Below are 15,609 nucleotides of genomic sequence, written 5' to 3' on the forward strand. Positions count from 1 at the left end.
GCGGATTGGTGGCCGCGCACCCGCGGCCGTGGCATCGAATACGACGCATCAGTGTAGTCAATCGGTGCGGCGTCCACCCGCTGCACGGCAAAAACCGGATATAACGGCGCCGCATGATGACTTAGAATGGCCGGCAATCTGATCGATACCCATTCCATGAAGGCACCCACGGACGACCGCTGGCAGGACCTGCGCCCCGACCCCGAGAACGATACGCCGCTCTACCTGCAGCTCGCCCGCAAGCTCGGCGACGCGATCCACGACAATCGCTGGGCGGCCGGCGAGGCGCTACCGTCCGAACGCGTGCTGTCCGAAGCGCTCGGCGTGTCGCGCATCACCGCGCGCAAGGCGATCGCGCTGCTTGTCGAGCAGGGCTTGATCCGCCGCACGCAAGGCGCCGGCAACTTCATCCAGCCGCGCTACGAGGATCCGCTGTCGCGGCTGTCGAGCTTCAGCGAGATGCTCGAGCGCCGTGGCTTCAAGCCGAGCTCGCAGTGGCTCGAACGCGAGATTCAGCCGGCGAACCGCGACGAAGTCATCCAGCTCGGCCTGTCGCCGGCCGCGTCGGTTACACGGCTGAAACGCCTGCGTCTCGCCGACGGCATCGTGATGGCCGTCGAGAACTCGACGTTCCCCGCCACGCTGATTCCCGATCCGCAAGCGATCGGCGGTTCGCTGTACAGCTATCTCGAAGCACGCGGCACGCCGATCGTGCGCGCGCTGCAGCATTTCCGCGCGGTCAACGCGACCGACGAGATCGCGCAGCAGATGGGCATCGCGCCGCACGACGCGCTGCTGCTGATCACGCGAATCGGCTATACGGCCGACCAGCGCGCGATCGAGCTCACCGATACCTACTGCCGCAACGACTACTACGACTTCGTCGTCGAGCTGCGCAAGTAATGCGCGCGGCGCCGCCGGCGCTCATCGCCAGCGCGCTTCGTCCGTGCCGAGCGGCACGGGCGGCCGCGTGAATCGCGACGGTGTCGCCGACAGGCGTTCGGCCGGACGCACGGCATCGATCACGCCGAACGGCGAAGCGGTCCGGTCGATCCGGTCACGCACGTCGTCGAACGTGAAATCCGGTGCATGCAGGCCATCCGGCACCGTGCCGAACGATTGCAACCAGCGCCCCGTCTGCGCGAGCGACAGCCGCACGTGCCAGCTCCCTCCTTCCGTCGCACGGCGCGCGAGCGCGATCATCGCGCCGAACGCCGCGAGATAACCCGTCGCATGATCGAGCGCCTGGCACGGCAGATGGCGCGGCCCGTCCGCGTGCGCGGCATGTTGTTCGTGCCAGGCGATACCGCTCGCCGACTGCACGAGGCTGTCGAAGCCGCGCCGCATCGACCACGGCCCCGCATGCCCGTACGCGGATACCGACACGCACACGATGCCGGGCCGCAATTCCGCCAGCGCCTGCGGCGAGAACCCGCGCGCCGCGAGCGCGCCGGGGCGATAGGCCTGCAGGAATACATCGGCATCGCGTGCGAGTTCGCGCAGCGTGGCAACGCCGGCCGCCTCGCGCAGGTCGATCCACGTCGAATGCTTGCCGCGCCCGTTGTCGATCACGAGCGATGCGATGTTCGGCAGGTGCGGACCGTTGACGAGCAGCGTCTGCGCACCGTGCGATGCCAGCGTGCGGCCCGCGACCGGCCCCGCGATGATGCGCGTGAGATCGAGCACGCGCACGCCCGCGAGCGGCTGGTCGGGCTCGCCGCGGCCGATCGCCTCGACGGGTGTGTCGCCGATCCGCTCGATCTCGAACAATGGCAGCGACGCGAGCGCGCGTGCCTGATCGTGCGCCGCCCATTCGTCAGGGGTTCTGATCAATGCCGCGCACAGGCCGGCCTCGGCCAGCGCGGTATCGAGTGCCGCGCCGTCCCACGTGCGGATCGCGGCCGCAACGTCGTCACGCTGCGGACCGCAGCCCAGCACGTCGAGAATCCCGTGCAGGTGATGCGGAAAGTTCGCATGCAGCTGGATCCAGCGTCCGTCGCGCGTGTCGTAGAAGCCCGTCACCGGATGGCGCGGCTCGGGCGGCAGGCCGTCGTCCACGCGCAGGTAGCGTTCGCTCCGGAATGCGACGAGCGCGTCGCGCATCGATACGTCGACGCGCTGCGCGATGCCCGTGCGCAGCCGGTGGCATTCCGCCGCCGCGAGCCCGGCTGCCGCGATCGTCGCCGCGGCGAGCGTGCCGACGTGGAACGTCGACGGCAGCGTCGGGTCCTGCCCCGTCACGACCGCGCGGGCCAGCGCGCCGGGTTCGCCGTGCGCGAGTTGCCACAAGCGGGTCAATGCGAGTTCGGGTGTCATGGTGGAAGCGAACCGTTGAGGAGACGGAATCGAGTCTAGAATTCGCGACGGGCGCGATCAATCTTGATTGCGCGAATCAATGCATAACGAATAGTTGTAGCCGGGCCGCGCTTCATGCGCCCCGACAGGAGCGATCGGCATGACGTCCCTCAGCGCGCCTGAAGCCGCCGGCATCCTCGGTGTCAGCGTGAGCACCCTTTACGCGTATGTGAGCCGCGGCCTGCTGCACTCGCTGCCCGACGGCGCGAGCAAGCGCCGCCGCTACGACGCGGACGAGGTGCGCCTGCTCGCACGCCGCCGCGCCGATGCGAAACGCGCGGGCGGCGTCGCCGAACGCTCGCTCGACTGGGGCGTGCCCGTGCTCGAATCGCGGATCACGCAGATCGCCGACGGCCGCCTGCACTATCGCGGCGCCGATGCGATCGCACTCGCGAACGACGCAACGCTCGAGGAAACGGCCGCACTGCTGTGGAATTGTCCGCCCGCGCGGCTTGGCGCGACATCGCTCGCGTCGACCGGATTCGACACCGCGCAGTGGGACGACTGGGCTCGCCGCTGGGCACATCTCGCGCCGCTCGAGCGCACGCTGGTGCTGCTCCCCGCCGCGGCCGCGTCGCTGCCGCGCCTGTGGGCGCAGGGGCGCGACGCGCAGTTCGACGCGGCCACGCTGCTGCTGCGCGTGACGACGGCCGCGCTGGCCGGCATCGCGCCGGGCGACGCGCCCGTGCATCGGCAGCTCGCCGCGGCATGGCGGCTGCGGCGACGCGACGAAGCCGACCTGCTGCGCCGCGCGCTCGTGCTGTGCGCCGATCATGAACTGAACCCGTCGACCTTTGCGGTGCGCTGCATCGCGTCGACCGGCACTCACCTGTTCGGTGCGATCGCGGGCGGGCTCGCGGCGCTGTCGGGCCCGCGCCACGGCGGCGAGACGTTCCGCGCGGGCGCGCTGCTCGACGAAGCGGCGCGCGCCGCCGATCTCGACCGCTACCTCGCGCTGCGCGTCGCGCACGACGAACGGGCGGACGGTGCGCGCACCGCGCTGTCCGGTTTCGCGCACCCGCTCTATCCCGACGGTGACCCGCGCGCCCGCGCGTTGCTCGACGCGCTGCACGCGATGCTGCCCGACCGGACGCCGCTACGCATGGCCCGTGCGCTCGCCGCGCGCGTCGAGGCGGCGACCGGCCTGCGACCGTCGATCGATTTCGCGCTCGCGGTGCTGGAACGCACGCTTGCGCTGCCGGACGGCGCCGCGTTCACGCTGTTCGCGGCCGGCCGCACCGCGGGCTGGATCGCACACGCGCTCGAACAATATGCGGACGGCAAGCTGATCCGGCCCCGCGCGCGCTACATCGGCAGCGACGCGGCTGCCTGACCACGGCCGCCGCGCCATGCGGCGGCGAACCGTCGCCACGCGATCGGCTCGGCCTGCGGGGCCGGCGCCGCCTGCGGGCCAAACGCGAACACCGCGCCGCCCGCCGCCGCGCTGATCCATACGCGCATGCCGGGCAGCAGGGCCAGCGTCTCGCCGGCGCGCAGCCAGTGATCCTCGGGCCGGCCCTCGATCGTCACCCACAGATCGCCGTCCGCGACCTGCAGCGCGGTGCGATCGACGATCCGCCACCGCCCGGCCGGCTCGTTGCCGTCCATCTCGAAGAGTCGCAGTTCTCGCATGGCCGCCTCCGGGTCGCGTGGGTTCGATGACACCAGTATTTCGGACAGCGGCAACACACGGACAGATACGCCTGCAGACACTTTCGGCTGAACTGTACCGGTCGGCTGACGGACGGGCGTCCGGCGCACGCGTTGCCGATCCTGCGTGCAACGGCGGCTTTGCCTACAATGGCGGCTGTCCCGCGCCCTCGGTCCGTCCCCATGTTCCAACGCCCGCCCGCCGCCGCTCCCGGCGAAAAGAACCTCACCGTGATGCTCTGGCTCGTTGCGACGGGCTTCTTCATGCAGACGCTCGATGCGACGATCGTCAACACGGCGCTGCCGTCGATGGCCGCGAGCCTCGGCGAATCGCCGTTGCGGATGCAGTCGGTCGTGATCGCATACTCGCTGACGATGGCGGTGATGATTCCCGTCTCGGGCTGGCTCGCCGACACGTTCGGCACGCGGCGTGTGTTCTTCAGCGCGATCCTGGTGTTCTCGCTCGGTTCGTTGCTGTGCGCGAACGCGCATACGCTGTCGCAGCTCGTCGTGTTCCGCGTCGTGCAGGGGGTGGGCGGCGCGATGCTGTTGCCGGTCGGGCGGCTCGCCGTGCTGCGCACGTTCCCGGCCGAACGCTACCTGGCCGCGTTGTCGTTCGTCGCGGTACCCGGGCTGATCGGTCCGCTGATCGGGCCGACGCTCGGCGGCTGGCTCGTGAAGATCGCGTCGTGGCACTGGATCTTCCTGATCAACGTGCCGGTCGGCATCGCCGGCTGCGTCGCGACCTTCTACTCGATGCCCGACGCGCGCAACCCGGCCGTGGGCCGCTTCGACCTGAAGGGCTATCTGCTGCTGACGATCGGGATGGTCGCGATCTCGCTGTCGCTCGACGGGCTCGCCGATCTCGGCATGCAGCACGCGGCCGTGCTCGTGCTGCTGATCCTGAGCCTCGCGTGCTTCGTCGCGTACGGGCTGTACGCGGTGCGCGCGCCGCAGCCGATCTTCTCGCTCGAACTGTTCAAGATCCACACGTTCAGCGTCGGCCTGCTCGGCAACCTGTTCGCGCGAATCGGCAGCGGCGCGATGCCGTACCTGATCCCGCTGCTGCTGCAGGTGAGCCTCGGTTATTCGGCATTCGAGGCCGGGCTGATGATGCTGCCGGTCGCGGCGGCCGGGATGTTCTCGAAGCGGATCATCACGCGGCTGATCACGCAGCACGGCTACCGCAAGGTACTGCTCGTGAACACGATCATGGTCGGCGTGATGATGGCGAGCTTCGCGCTGATGCGCGACACGGTGCCCGTGTGGGTGAAGGTCGTCCATCTCGCGCTGTTCGGCGGTTTCAACTCGATGCAGTTCACCGCGATGAACACGCTGACGCTGAAGGATCTCGGCACCGGCGGCGCGAGCAGCGGCAACAGCCTGTTCTCGCTCGTGCAGATGCTGTCGATGAGCCTCGGCGTCACGGTCGCGGGCGCGCTGCTCGCCACCTTCACCGGAATGCTGCGCACGGTGACGCCGAGCAACACGCTGCCGGCGTTCCACGCGACCTTCATCTGCGTCGGGATCATCACGGCCGCGTCGGCGTGGATCTTCGCGCAGCTCGCACCCGAGATCCGCGGCCGCGCGCAGCACAAGACCGATCCGTCCGAGCGCGCGTGACGCACGACGCGCGCCGTGCCGGGAAACCCCACGACGGCGCGCCGCGCACCATGTCGGTGCAGCATGGCTGCGCAGCGCGGCGCCCGGCGACCGCGACGGGGCATCCGCACGGGGCCCGATGCCGTGCATGCTTCTTGCTCGCCTATTCTGTAGGTAAACTGGCAGTCTTCCTTCGGCCGACATCATGAGCATGATCGACATCGATCCACCCGGCTTTCAGCCGCCCCGCCCCGTCGCCGGCGACGACGGCAAGCGGCGCACCGTGCTGTACGGTGCGTACACCGTGTTCAGCGTGTTCCAGCCCGTTTTCTCGGTGTCGCACCGCCGCGCGATCGGCTACCACGCGTCGCTGCGCGCGCACGACGAGGACAGCCGCCAGGTCGCGTCGCACGAGGTGTTCACGCAGGCGGCGCGGCGCGGCGACCTGCTCGAGCTCGGCCGGCTCGCCGAATCGCTGCATCTCGGCAACTTCCACGCGTTCGACAGTCACGACGAATGGCTCTTCCTGAGCCTGCATCCGGCCGCGCTGATGGACACCGTCTACGGCGACGCGCTGCTCGCGAACCTGAAGGCGCTCGGCCTGCCGCCGCATCGCGTGGTGCTCGAAGTGCCCGAGCAGGCGGGCGGCGAGACGCCGCGCTATGCGGCGATCGTCGACGGCCTGCGCAAGGCCGGCTTCCTGATCGCGCTCGGCGGCTTCGGCGCGAAACATTCGAACATCGACCGCGTGTGGCACCTGCATCCCGACATCGTCACGCTCGACCGCGGGATCCTCGCCCAAGCGAGCGAACACTCGCATCTCGAACGCGTGCTGCCGGGGCTCGTGTCGCTGCTGCACGAATCCGGCCAGCTCGTGCTGATGGGCGGGCTCTCGACCGAGCGCGACGCACTGATCGCGCTCGAATGCGATGTCGATTTCGTGCAAGGGCAGTACTTCGCGGGGCCGAGCGTCGACCCCGTGCAGCCGCAGGCCGCTGCGGGCTGCATGGATACGCTCTCGGCCGCGTTGCGGCTGCGCGTCGCGCAACGCGAGCACACGCAGGCCGAACGCCTCGCGCCGTATGTCGCCGCGCTGGAGGAAGCGAGCCGGAAGCTCGTCGCGGGCGAATCGCTGATCGACGCCGCCGGCGCCGTGCTCGGATTGCCGGAAACCGCGCGCTGCTTCCTGCTCGACGCATCGGGCCGCCAGATCGGCGACAACGTGCTCGCGCGCGGCAGCGTATCGCAGCGGGCGAAACGCTTCCGGCCGCTGCTGCATTCGGAAGGCGCGAGCTGGGAGCGCCGCCCCTACTTCATCCACGCGATGCGCGCGCCGGGCCGCGTGCATCTGACGCCGCCGTACCTGTCGATCAACGAAGCGCACCTGTGCGTGACTGCGTCGATCGCCGCGCCGGCCGCGACCGGCATGCAGGTGCTGTGCGTCGACATCAACTGGGAAGCGGCGCTCAACCGCGAATGAGTTCGCGCGCCGCGCTCATGCGGCGCCATCGATGGCGTCGTCCCGGCGCGCGATCAGCCGATGCACGCGCTTGCCGGACGACGCGCTGACCACCTCGTGCTCGTCGATCACGTGCATGCCGGGGCCGAGCGCCGCGTGCATGCGCGCCGAATCGAGCGGTGTGTACAAGCGGCCGCGCTCGTCGCGCAACGCGCCGTTGCCGGCCACCCGCCAGCTCAGGTACAACGTGCCGCCGGGCATCAGCAGCGCGGCCAGCCGCGCGGCCGCCGCGGCGGCATCGGCCTGCTCGAGATGCATGACGACCGTCTCGCACAGCACGTTTCGAAACGCGCCGGACGGCACGCCCGCGAGCGCCGGCAGCGCGGCCAGTTCGAACGTCAGCGACGGGTGACGCAAGCGTGCCTCGGCGAGCAGCGCCGCGCTCGCATCGTAGCCGCGCACGTCGAATCCTTGCGACGCGAGCCACGCAGTGTCGCGCCCCGCGCCGCAGCCGACGTCGGCGGTCGGCCCCGGCGAGAAATACTGCTCGAGCAGCGCATACATGTCGTCGGGGGCGGCCTGGTCGAGCCAGTCCTGCGCGTATTGCGCGGCATGGGCTTCGTAGGCATCGAGAGTCGGGCGATCCACCATGGCGATTGCTCCGCGTACGCGTCCTGTCGTGCGACGCATCCCGCATCTTAGCCGTTGCGCATCGCGCGTGGTGTGGCGCGGGGTCCTATGCGACCGGCACGAGCCACGCAGCGGCCGTGGCGGCCGGACCGGTCGAGCATGCACCGAACCCGCAGACCGGCGCGGCCGGCGTGTCAGACGTGCGAGTGCACGCCGCCGTGAACCGGGCCCGCGCGCCGCTCGACTTCGCGGCGCACGTCGCCGCGCAGGCCCGCGAAGAACGCGACTTCGGCGACGACGAACAGCGGCCCGACCATCAGGCCGACCAGGTCATCGACGAACGCGGGCTTGCGCCCCTCGAACCAGTGTCCGACGAACTGCACGATCCAGCCGACCACGAACGCGCCGACGCCGATCCCGAGCCATTGCGCGGTCGGCAGCACCGCGAGCGTCTGCGCGGCCCACAGGCCGAGCGCGAACAGCGCGGTCATCACCAAGCCGAAGCGCAGGTCGAGACGCAGGTAGAACACCGCGAACGCCACCGCAAGCAGCAGCGCCGGCGACAGCGCGACGCCCGCCAGCACGCCGATCGCCGGCCGAGACAGCAGCACCTCAACCGCGAACACGATCATCGGAATGCCGACCAGATGCGTCGCGATGTTGCGCGCGTCGCGATGGTAGGCCGCATATTGGGAAAGATGATCCTCGAGCGTCTTCATGGTGTCTCCAGAACGATCATTGGGCGCTATGATGCGCGTCACGCCCGACAACCTCTGTCAGCTACCCGACATCGCGTGTCCATGCCCTCGCCGCTCGCCCCGTACCTGCCGCAGCTCGAAGCGCACCCGTGGTTCGCCGCGCTGCCGCCCGCGTTGCGCGAGGCGTTGCTCGCCCGCGCCGCGTTGCGGCACTTGCCGGCCGGCCAGACGCTGTTCCGCCGCGGCGACCCGCCGTGCGGGCTGTATGCGGTGCTGGCCGGTTCCCTCACCATAGGCGCGGTCGATCCGCAGGGCAAGGAAGCGCTGCTGACGGTCGCCGAACCCGTCACATGGTTCGGCGAGATCGCGCTGTTCGACGGCCAGCCGCGCACGCACGACGCGATCGCGCTCGACGACACGCTGCTGCTGCACGTCCCGCAGGCCGCGCTGCTCGCGATGCTCGACGCGACGCCGCAATACTGGCGGCAGCTCGCGCTGTTGATGGCGCAAAAGCTCCGGCTGAGCTTCCTGACCGTCGAATCGATGAGCGTGATGCCGGCCGCGCAGCGGCTTGCCGCGCGGCTGCTGATGATCGCCGACGGCTACGGCGGAATCAGCGCCGGCCGCACGCGCATCCGGCTGTCGCAGGAAAAGCTCGCGGCGATGCTGTCGCTCACGCGGCAGACCACCAACCAGCTGCTGAAGGCGCTGCAGGCCGACGGCATCGTGCGGCTGCATGTCGGCGAAATCGAACTCGTCGACGTCGACGCGCTGCGCCGCGCGAGCGGCCTGTCCGACGGTACGCACTGACCGCACCCCGACGACGCCGCACAATCACCGCCACGCCGCATTCCCGCCGTCATCGCATTGCGCTATCGTGGCGGCTCGTTCGCCCTCCGCGCATCCGCTCTTGAACACGTCCACCGTCACCACTCCGTCCCGCCATGCGTGGCCCGTATTCGTCGCGTTCCTGCGGCTCGGCCTCACGTCGTTCGGTGGCCCCGTCGCGCATCTCGGCTACTTCCGCGACGCGTTCGTCACGCGGCGCGGCTGGCTGACCGAGCGCGCCTATGCGGATCTCGTCGGCCTGTGCCAGTTCCTGCCGGGGCCGGCGAGCAGCCAGGTCGGGATGGCGATCGGCCTGTCGCGCGCGGGCTATGCGGGGATGTTCGCCGCATGGCTCGGCTTCACGCTGCCGTCCGCGCTGCTGATGATGCTGTTCGCGCTCGGCGTCCACGCGACGGGCATGCCGGTCGCGGCAGGCGCGCTGCACGGGTTGCGCATCGTGTCGGTCGCGGTGATCGCGCAGGCGGTGTGGGGCATGGCGCGCACGCTGTGCCCGGATGCGCGCCGCGTCACGCTGATGGCGATTGCGGCCTGCATCGCGCTGCTTGTGCCGGCCGCGTGGGTGCAGGTGGTCGTGATCGTCGCGGCAGGCGCCGCCGGTCTCATGCTGTTGCCGCAGCCCGAGCGCGGCGCCCACGATCCGTTGCCGCTGCACGTGTCGCACCGCGCGGGCGTGCTGTGGCTCGTACTGTTCGCCGCGCTGATCGTCGTGCTGCCGGTCGCGGCGAGCGCGCTCCACTCGAACACGCTCGCCGTCGTCGACGCATTCTTCCGCACCGGCGCGCTGGTGTTCGGCGGCGGCCACGTGGTGCTGCCGCTGCTGCAAGCGGCCGTCGTCGCGCCGGGCTGGGTTGGCGAGTCGGCATTCCTGGCCGGCTATGGCGTCGCGCAGGCCGTGCCGGGGCCGCTCTTCACGTTCTCGGCCTTCCTCGGTGCATCGCTGCGCGACGCCCCGAACGGCTGGCTCGGCGGGACGATCGCGCTGATGTCGATCTTCGCGCCGTCGTTCCTGCTCGTCGCGGGCACGGCGCCGTTCTGGGAACGCCTGCGCCGCAGCACGCACATGCAGGCCGCGCTCGCGGGCGTGAACGCGGCGGTCGTCGGGCTGCTGCTCGCCGCGCTCTATCACCCGGTGTGGAGCGACACGATCGTGTCGCCGCGCGACTTCGCGGCCGCGCTCGTCGCGTTCGTCGCGCTCGTGTTCTGGCGCGTGCCGCCGTGGGCCGTCGTGATCGCGAGCGCGGCGCTCGGCTGGTTGTCGGGGATGATCGTCTGATCGGGTGAATGCCGCGCGTCGACTCACGCCCGCCGAAAACAAAAAAGCCCTCGTGACGAGGGCTTTTTTTGGGGGTGTGCCGCGCGCCGCGGAAGCGCGCAGGATGCCTGTCCCGTGACAATAAAGTCTGGAACGTTTCGCAATTAAGTTTGGAACGCACCAACCTCGCACATGCGCAGTTGGAACAGGAAATCATCGGCCTCTTATATCAAATTTCACATGAAATTCTCGCGACCCATAAGCAGTCGCGTATTTCCCCTGTGCCATCTGCGTTTTCAGCCTGACATGAAATCTCATTGAAAGCAAATTTCCTGACTTTTTTGTTCATCTGCGCAATCGCAGTGGGCGGGTAAAGACGATCACACCGCTAGCGTTACGTTTGCGGAAAGCTCTGGGTTGTCGACGAGATCCACCGCGAGGTCAGCCGTTCGTTAAGTGTCGCTACACGACGTCGTCTGCGAGGCGACCAGACGTGGTGGCGGAGAACAAAGACAGATGCAAAGATCGTCACTGAGCGCTGCCTGCCGGCCATCGGGACCGGTGGTGGAAATCCGCGGGCCATCGCACGCGATTTTCCCGACGGTTTTGCAGACTGGACAAAAGACGGGATCATCTTCGTAGGCTTGCTCGCGACCGTTTATCAGGTCAGCCCCATCCCCACCCTGCACCACTCCGCCAACGGTTGTCAGATCGCCCTTCACAATGTCATAGCGCGGCATTCCTCCACCTCCTCCTTACTTCGCGGCACCACGATAGTGGAAGCTGTTCAGCCACCTGAAAATACGGTTCGCTGGTCTCCGCGTTCCAGTTGCGTCCGAAGTACATCCCGGCCAGCGCGACAGCCCACACGACGGCTGTATGTGAAATCGTCGCGGACAACCCGAGCAGCACTGCCTGCCCGACCGTCCCGCGGATCGCGACGATGAAGGCGGCCATCATCGTTTTCGAATGGCCCGGCTCGAGGCCGTGCAAGGCGCCCAACAGGATCGCACTGGGGATGAACAGCCAGGCGTTGGACGCACCTTGCTGAAGAAGTGTAGAAAATTCCGTCATGGCGGACTCTTACAGGTATTTGGTAATTGCCTTCAACTCGGTCAGCGCGGCGTCCGCCGAACCGCCTTCGTGAATGGCGTGATTGATGCAGTGATCGATGTGATCGTGAACGAGTACCTGCTTTGCATTCCCAACCGCACTCTCGACCGCCTGAAGCTGCTGAGCGACGTCAATGCACGGACGGCCTTCTTCGAGCATGGCGATCACGCTTTTCAGGTGCCCTTCGGCACGTTTCAGCCGCTTGATGATGTCTGGATGCGATTCGTGGATCGTCATAAGGTCCCCCCTGTCGGATGCATGTTGGATCGAAATTCGGGAGGGAACGAGTTGTTCACGAGGTCGGGTCACCACGCTGGCTACATACCTATCCCCCTGGATAGGATGATACACTGTCGCCGCGTTATCCGGCAGGCCCATACCTAACCGCCGCCGGTTGCGTCATTGAATAGTCAAACCCGCTCGGTTACCCAAGGATGACTCTCGACGATCCGGTGAAGGTACTCGCGTGGCCGCAGCGCCGCCCTTCGGCCAGCGAACTGCACTCGGCCTTTCCCGCCGAATGGGACAGCATGGAACGCGAACTGGAAGGCGCGCTGCAGACGCGCGACCCGAGCCGCCTGCATCGCCTGCTGAACGCGGAGGCGCCGTCGGCCAGGCGCCGCGTACGCGGTACCCCCGGCCGCAAGGAGAAGCAGGCGCTCGCTCGCGCCGCGGTTCGCCAGCAGATGGCGCGCGTTGCCCTCCAGCGCTATGCGACAGCGCTTGCCACTGGCCGTACGTCGGGCAAGATCCGATTCAACCTGTTCAACGGTTGGCTCACGCAGCGCCTGCTGTTCCGGCGCGGCCTCGAGCGGAAGCCGGTTTCAATGACCTGGTTCCGGCTCCTCTGGCCACTAGTCTGGCAAAAGCGCTATCTGATGCCGCTCGTCGAGCCCAAGGGAATCTACTGCTTCTATTCGAAGCAGTTCGTCCGCCAATTGAAGGAAATCATCGGGGGACGCGGCTGCCTCGAGGTCGGCGCGGGAGATGGAACCCTGACGCGGTTTCTGCGGGAGGCCGGCGTGCGCGCAACGGCCACCGACGACCATAGCTGGGCACACCGGATCACGTACCCGGATTCCGTGATCCGGATGGACGCGCATATGGCTCTGCACGAATACCCGTCGGCCGTCGTGATCTGCTCGTGGCCGCCGGCCGGCAACGACTTCGAGCGCGAGATCCTACGGAGCGACGACGTCGACATCTATCTGGCGATCGTCAGCGTCCATCGCGCGGCGAGCGGTAACTGGCACGACTACGAACAGCAGACCCGTTTCGCGCTGGAGCGGCGGCCGGATCTCGCACGGTTGTTACTGCCGCCCGAACTCGGCTGCGACGTGCTGCTGTTCACGCGCCGGCCCGCTGCGGCCGCGTGACCGGATCGCCCGCCGCGCGGGTTTGTGCGGGCCACCCGCAATCTCGGAACGAAATCTTCTGGAGTTCAACGTGCTGGACGTCTTATCCAATCGAACCTATCGACACCTGTTCCTGGCTCAGGTCATCGCGCTCGTCGGTACGGGGCTCGCGACCGTGGCGCTCGGGCTGCTCGCCTATAACCTCGCTGGCGCGAACGCGGGCAGTGTTCTCGGCACGGCCCTCGCGATCAAGATGGTCGCGTACGTTCTGATCGCACCGGTCGTCGGTGCATTCGCCAACCGCCTGCCGCGACGCGCGTTCCTCGTCGCGATGGATCTCGTGCGTGCGTTCGTCGCACTGTCGCTGCCGTTCGTCACGCAGGCATGGCAGATCTATGTGCTGATCTTCCTGCTGCAATCGGCGTCCGCCGCCTTCACGCCGACGTTTCAGGCCACCATCCCGGACGTGCTGCCGGATGAGAAAGACTACACGCGCGCGCTGTCGCTTTCGCGCCTCGCGTACGACATGGAAAGCCTCGTCAGCCCGATGCTGGCGGCGGCCCTGCTCACCGTCATCGGGTTTCACTGGCTGTTCGGCGGCACCGTAATCGGCTTCCTCTGCTCGGCCGCGCTCGTGGTGTCGGTCCGGCTGCCCCAGTCGCGCGCGGTGCAGGTGGTCGGCAGCATCTATGCAAAGACCTTCCGCGGCATTTCGATCTACCTGCGCACACCGCGGCTGCTTGGCCTGCTCGGCTTGAATCTGGCGGCTGCGGCGGCAAGCTCGATGGTCATCGTGAACTCGGTTGTCTATGTCGAGGGCAAGCTTGGGCGCCCGAGTTCGGATGTTCCGTTCGCGCTCGCCGCATTCGGCTTCGGCTCGATGCTGATGGCCCTGATCCTGCCCAAGCTCCTGGACCGGCGCCCTGACCGGCCGGCGATGCTGCTCGGGTCGTCCATCATGGCCATCGCGCTCGGCGCCGGCATGGTCATCTCGACACTCGGCGGCCACTATGAGTGGCACGCGTTTCTCGTGACCTGGTTCGTGATCGGTCTCGGCTATTCGATGACGCTGACGCCGAGCGGCCGCCTGCTCCGCCGTTCGGCCTCCGCGGCGGATCGTCCGGCAGTCTTCGCCGCGCAATTCTCGCTGTCGCACGCGTGCTGGCTGATCGCCTATCCCGTGGCAGGGTTTCTCGGCGCCAGGGCAGGCATGCCCTCGACCTTCGGCGTCCTCGGGCTGATGACGGTGCTTGGGGTCGCGCTGGCCTGGTGGGTATGGCCTCGCGTGGATCCCGACGTCGTTGAGCATGAACACGCGGCAGCGGAAGACGACGCGCATTTCGCCGAGGGCGAGCAAACCGGGCCCAATACGCATCAGCATCCGTTCACGATCGACGACAAGCATTCGAAATGGCCGGGCCGGCGGACATAATCCCTGGTGCGGACAAGCCGCCATATCGTTAGGCATCCCGGATCGAACCTCTCGACTCCGGGTGCCGATCTTCAGAAGCGGTGGCGAATCCCCAGATTAACGCGAACCTGAGATGCGCGTCCCGCGTCGATGTCGGTCGCGCCGATCACTGCCTGTGCTTCGCCCGCTCCGTTCCGACCTGCCGCATGCGTGTAGCCGAGAATCGCGTAGATGTCCGTACGCTTGCTGAGCAGATAATCCGCACCCAGACTGACCTGATGATAGCGGGCCGACGAATCGCCCGACGATTTCAGGTAGTTGTAGCTGATTTCCGTCTGCACGGTCGGGGCCGGCATCCACACGCCGAACACCGACGCATTCCGGTACACCTCGGTGCGATTGAACGTCGAGATCGCATCGGAGGCGTAACGCGAATCGCTGTAATAGGCGCCGACCGTGACGGTCGAGATCACGTACTGCGCGGCGATCCGGTAGATGTCGATCGACTTCGCCGACGCGTACGCCGCGTTCACCGAGCTGTTGAACAGTGTATCGGCCGACGACGTGCCTCGGCTCGACACGGACGGATTGCCCCGGTCGATATGCAGATAGCCACCCGCGACGGTCGCGCTTGCCGCGCTGAACGCTAGCGCCGCACTGTAGGACTGCCCCGAAGCGACCGACCCGGCGACTCCGCCGAACCCGTACATCAGCGAGCCGGTGAAACCGGCTCGCGCCGGGCTCGTCCATTTCACAGCATTGTTGAAGCGCGCGCTGCTATCGGCGTTGTCGACGTCGCCCGGCGACGTGAACGTCTGGCCGAGATAGCCGTCACCCTGGATCGGCTGAACGAGATCCGTCAGCGGGTCGTACACGCGGCCCGCGGTCAGCGTGCCGAACGTGCCCGACTTGAGCCCGACGTAACTCTGGCGCCCGAACAGCCGTCCACCCTGATTCATCTTGCCGGTATTCAGGTTGACCCCGTTCTCGACCTGAAAGATCGCCTTGAGGCCGCCGCCCAGATCCTCGGCGCCCTTCAACCCCCAGCGCGAGCCGGACAGGCTGCCGCTGTTCAGACCGACCTGTGTCGACTTTCCGCCGCTGTTGTGCGTATAGACGATGCCGTTGTCGACGATCCCGTACAGCGTGACCGTGCTTTGCGCGTGCGCGGCACCGCTCAGCGCCGCGATCGTTGCGATGCTCGGCGGCAGGCGCCTGCTCATGTGCAAAAGAAT

At 67.8% G+C, this 15,609-nt stretch carries 15 protein-coding genes and 1 pseudogene; 8 read left to right on the forward strand and 8 right to left on the reverse strand.

The genetic code is table 11. From position 1 onward, the window contains the following. Positions 1-156 precede the first annotated feature (156 nt). A complete protein-coding gene (locus HWX25_RS08225; protein WP_059528318.1) occupies positions 157-903 on the forward strand; it encodes a GntR family transcriptional regulator in 747 nt (248 codons plus the stop codon). 21 nt (positions 904-924) lie between these two features. Here the strand turns inward: HWX25_RS08225 and HWX25_RS08230 are convergent, their stop codons facing one another. Next, on the reverse strand, positions 925-2,316 hold the full coding sequence (locus HWX25_RS08230; protein WP_175908073.1) for a CoA transferase: 1,392 nt from the start codon (positions 2,314-2,316) through the stop codon (positions 925-927). Positions 2,317-2,455: 139 nt separating this feature from the next. Between HWX25_RS08230 and HWX25_RS08235 the strand changes: the two genes are divergently transcribed. Then, positions 2,456-3,688 (forward strand): citrate/2-methylcitrate synthase, encoded by a 1,233-nt coding sequence (locus HWX25_RS08235; RefSeq protein WP_175908075.1) that lies wholly within the window; start codon positions 2,456-2,458, stop codon positions 3,686-3,688. Here the strand turns inward: HWX25_RS08235 and HWX25_RS08240 are convergent. After that, positions 3,661-3,987, reverse strand: a complete 327-nt coding sequence (locus HWX25_RS08240; protein WP_175908076.1) for a DUF2917 domain-containing protein — start codon at positions 3,985-3,987, stop codon at positions 3,661-3,663. The genes HWX25_RS08235 and HWX25_RS08240 overlap by 28 nt on opposite strands. Before the next feature lie 201 nt (positions 3,988-4,188). On the opposite strand from HWX25_RS08240, the gene mdtD reads away from it, so the two are divergent. Together mdtD and HWX25_RS08250 are read left to right on the forward strand one after the other, a co-directional pair. Next, positions 4,189-5,628 (forward strand): multidrug transporter subunit MdtD, encoded by a 1,440-nt coding sequence (gene mdtD, locus HWX25_RS08245; RefSeq protein ID WP_175908078.1) that lies wholly within the window; start codon positions 4,189-4,191, stop codon positions 5,626-5,628. Positions 5,629-5,812: 184 nt separating this feature from the next. Beyond that, entirely contained in the window at positions 5,813-7,087 is a 1,275-nt protein-coding gene (locus tag HWX25_RS08250) for an EAL domain-containing protein (RefSeq protein WP_175908080.1), read from the forward strand. A gap of 15 nt (positions 7,088-7,102) precedes the next feature. Here the strand turns inward: HWX25_RS08250 and HWX25_RS08255 are convergent, their stop codons facing one another. Beyond that, positions 7,103-7,717, reverse strand: coding sequence for a methyltransferase domain-containing protein (locus HWX25_RS08255; protein ID WP_059690566.1), 615 nt, complete (start codon positions 7,715-7,717; stop codon positions 7,103-7,105). A 173-nt stretch (positions 7,718-7,890) separates the two neighbouring features. Next, positions 7,891-8,415: an Mpo1-like protein gene (locus HWX25_RS08260; protein WP_059820858.1), complete on the reverse strand. Its 525-nt coding sequence runs from the start codon at positions 8,413-8,415 to the stop codon at positions 7,891-7,893. An 81-nt stretch (positions 8,416-8,496) separates the two neighbouring features. Here HWX25_RS08260 and HWX25_RS08265 point away from each other — a divergent pair, with 81 nt between their 5' ends. Both HWX25_RS08265 and chrA read left to right on the forward strand, forming a co-directional pair. Beyond that, a complete protein-coding gene (locus tag HWX25_RS08265) occupies positions 8,497-9,204 on the forward strand; it encodes a Crp/Fnr family transcriptional regulator (protein WP_059820859.1) in 708 nt (235 codons plus the stop codon). A gap of 100 nt (positions 9,205-9,304) precedes the next feature. Continuing rightward, complete coding sequence (gene chrA / locus HWX25_RS08270; protein WP_059820860.1) at positions 9,305-10,516, forward strand: chromate efflux transporter; 1,212 nt, start codon at positions 9,305-9,307, stop codon at positions 10,514-10,516. A gap of 431 nt (positions 10,517-10,947) precedes the next feature. Here the strand turns inward: chrA and HWX25_RS08275 are convergent, their stop codons facing one another. The 3 genes and pseudogenes from HWX25_RS08275 to HWX25_RS08285 all read right to left on the reverse strand — a co-directional run bounded on the left by HWX25_RS08275 (position 10,948) and on the right by HWX25_RS08285 (position 11,845). Next, positions 10,948-11,235, reverse strand: a complete 288-nt coding sequence (locus tag HWX25_RS08275) for a PAAR domain-containing protein (protein ID WP_111016273.1) — start codon at positions 11,233-11,235, stop codon at positions 10,948-10,950. 49 nt (positions 11,236-11,284) lie between these two features. Then, positions 11,285-11,569, reverse strand: a pseudogene (locus HWX25_RS08280) (nickel/cobalt efflux protein RcnA); the annotation flags it as partial. A 9-nt stretch (positions 11,570-11,578) separates the two neighbouring features. After that, the gene (locus HWX25_RS08285) at positions 11,579-11,845 is read right to left on the reverse strand and encodes a metal-sensing transcriptional repressor (protein WP_175908088.1); all 267 of its coding nucleotides are present in this window, start codon (positions 11,843-11,845) and stop codon (positions 11,579-11,581) included. Positions 11,846-12,042: 197 nt separating this feature from the next. On the opposite strand from HWX25_RS08285, the gene HWX25_RS08290 reads away from it, so the two are divergent. Continuing rightward, on the forward strand, positions 12,043-12,984 hold the full coding sequence (locus tag HWX25_RS08290; protein ID WP_175908091.1) for an SAM-dependent methyltransferase: 942 nt from the start codon (positions 12,043-12,045) through the stop codon (positions 12,982-12,984). Positions 12,985-13,054: 70 nt separating this feature from the next. Beyond that, a complete protein-coding gene (locus tag HWX25_RS08295) occupies positions 13,055-14,395 on the forward strand; it encodes an MFS transporter (protein WP_175908094.1) in 1,341 nt (446 codons plus the stop codon). Positions 14,396-14,466: 71 nt separating this feature from the next. On the opposite strand, the gene HWX25_RS08300 is transcribed toward HWX25_RS08295, so the two are convergent. Further along, complete coding sequence (locus HWX25_RS08300) at positions 14,467-15,597, reverse strand: porin (protein ID WP_175908139.1); 1,131 nt, start codon at positions 15,595-15,597, stop codon at positions 14,467-14,469. Positions 15,598-15,609 lie beyond the last annotated feature (12 nt).

This window comes from Burkholderia sp. BCC1640 (assembly GCF_902833125.1).
In the GTDB taxonomy this organism is placed as follows: Bacteria; Pseudomonadota; Gammaproteobacteria; order Burkholderiales; family Burkholderiaceae; genus Burkholderia; species Burkholderia diffusa.